Genomic DNA, 779 nt, shown 5'->3' on the forward strand with positions numbered 1-779 from the left:
CGCTCGGCGTGCCGGGGTGCGCGGTGCCCGGGCCGCCGGGGTGGCCGGAGGGCGGGCCGCCGCCCGGGGCGGAGGGGACGGGGCCGTGACCGTCGATGGTCACGACGGAACCGGCGGGCGAGATCGCCACGGTCGCGCTCCACGGACCGGACGGCTCGCGCAACTGGTCGACGTGGACCCGGACCGTCACCGACTCGCCGGGCGCGAGCGTTCCCGACGACCGGCTCGGATAGAGCCAGGACGCTTCCGTCGACACGGACCAGCGGACCGGCCCGGCGCCCGTCGCGGTCAGGGTGATCAGCGTGGTGTCACCGCTGTGGTCGGCCGTGACGCCCAGCGCGCCGGCACCCTCGTGCCCGGCTCCGGCGACGCTCACGACCTCCACGGACACGTCCGGCTCGCCGTTCTCACCGAATCCGGTGTCGGGCCGTGTGCTCGCGTTGCCGGTGTTCTCGTAGCCGCCCGCTCCCCCGCCGTCCAGGTCGAGGGGGCCGCCGTCCTCCCGCGCGGAGGACGGGCGGCCGTCCCGGTCCTCACCCACGGGGGTGCTCCGGTAGGCGGCCCACAGGGCGAGCACCGGCGCGGCGACCACGGTGGCGACGACCGTCGTCGTGACGGCACGCGCACGCAGCCGGTCCCGCCGGGCGACGCGGTCCTTGGGGTCCATCGGGAAGCCGCGCCGGTCGAAGCGGGGCGCGGTGGCACGCGCGCGTGGAAGGTGCGCCATGGCGGCGTGCAGGGCCGCTCCGGGCGCCGGGAGGACGGGCAGCGCGTCCGGG

1 pseudogene is annotated in these 779 nt (G+C 77.8%); it reads right to left on the minus strand.

Features of this window, described 5'->3' with window-relative positions:
- Positions 1–779: pseudogene (locus tag B7767_RS35100) on the minus strand (BACON domain-containing protein); the annotation flags it as partial.

It is taken from the genome of Streptomyces sp. 13-12-16 (genome assembly GCF_002114215.1).
In the GTDB taxonomy this organism is placed as follows: Bacteria; Actinomycetota; Actinomycetes; order Streptomycetales; family Streptomycetaceae; genus Streptomyces.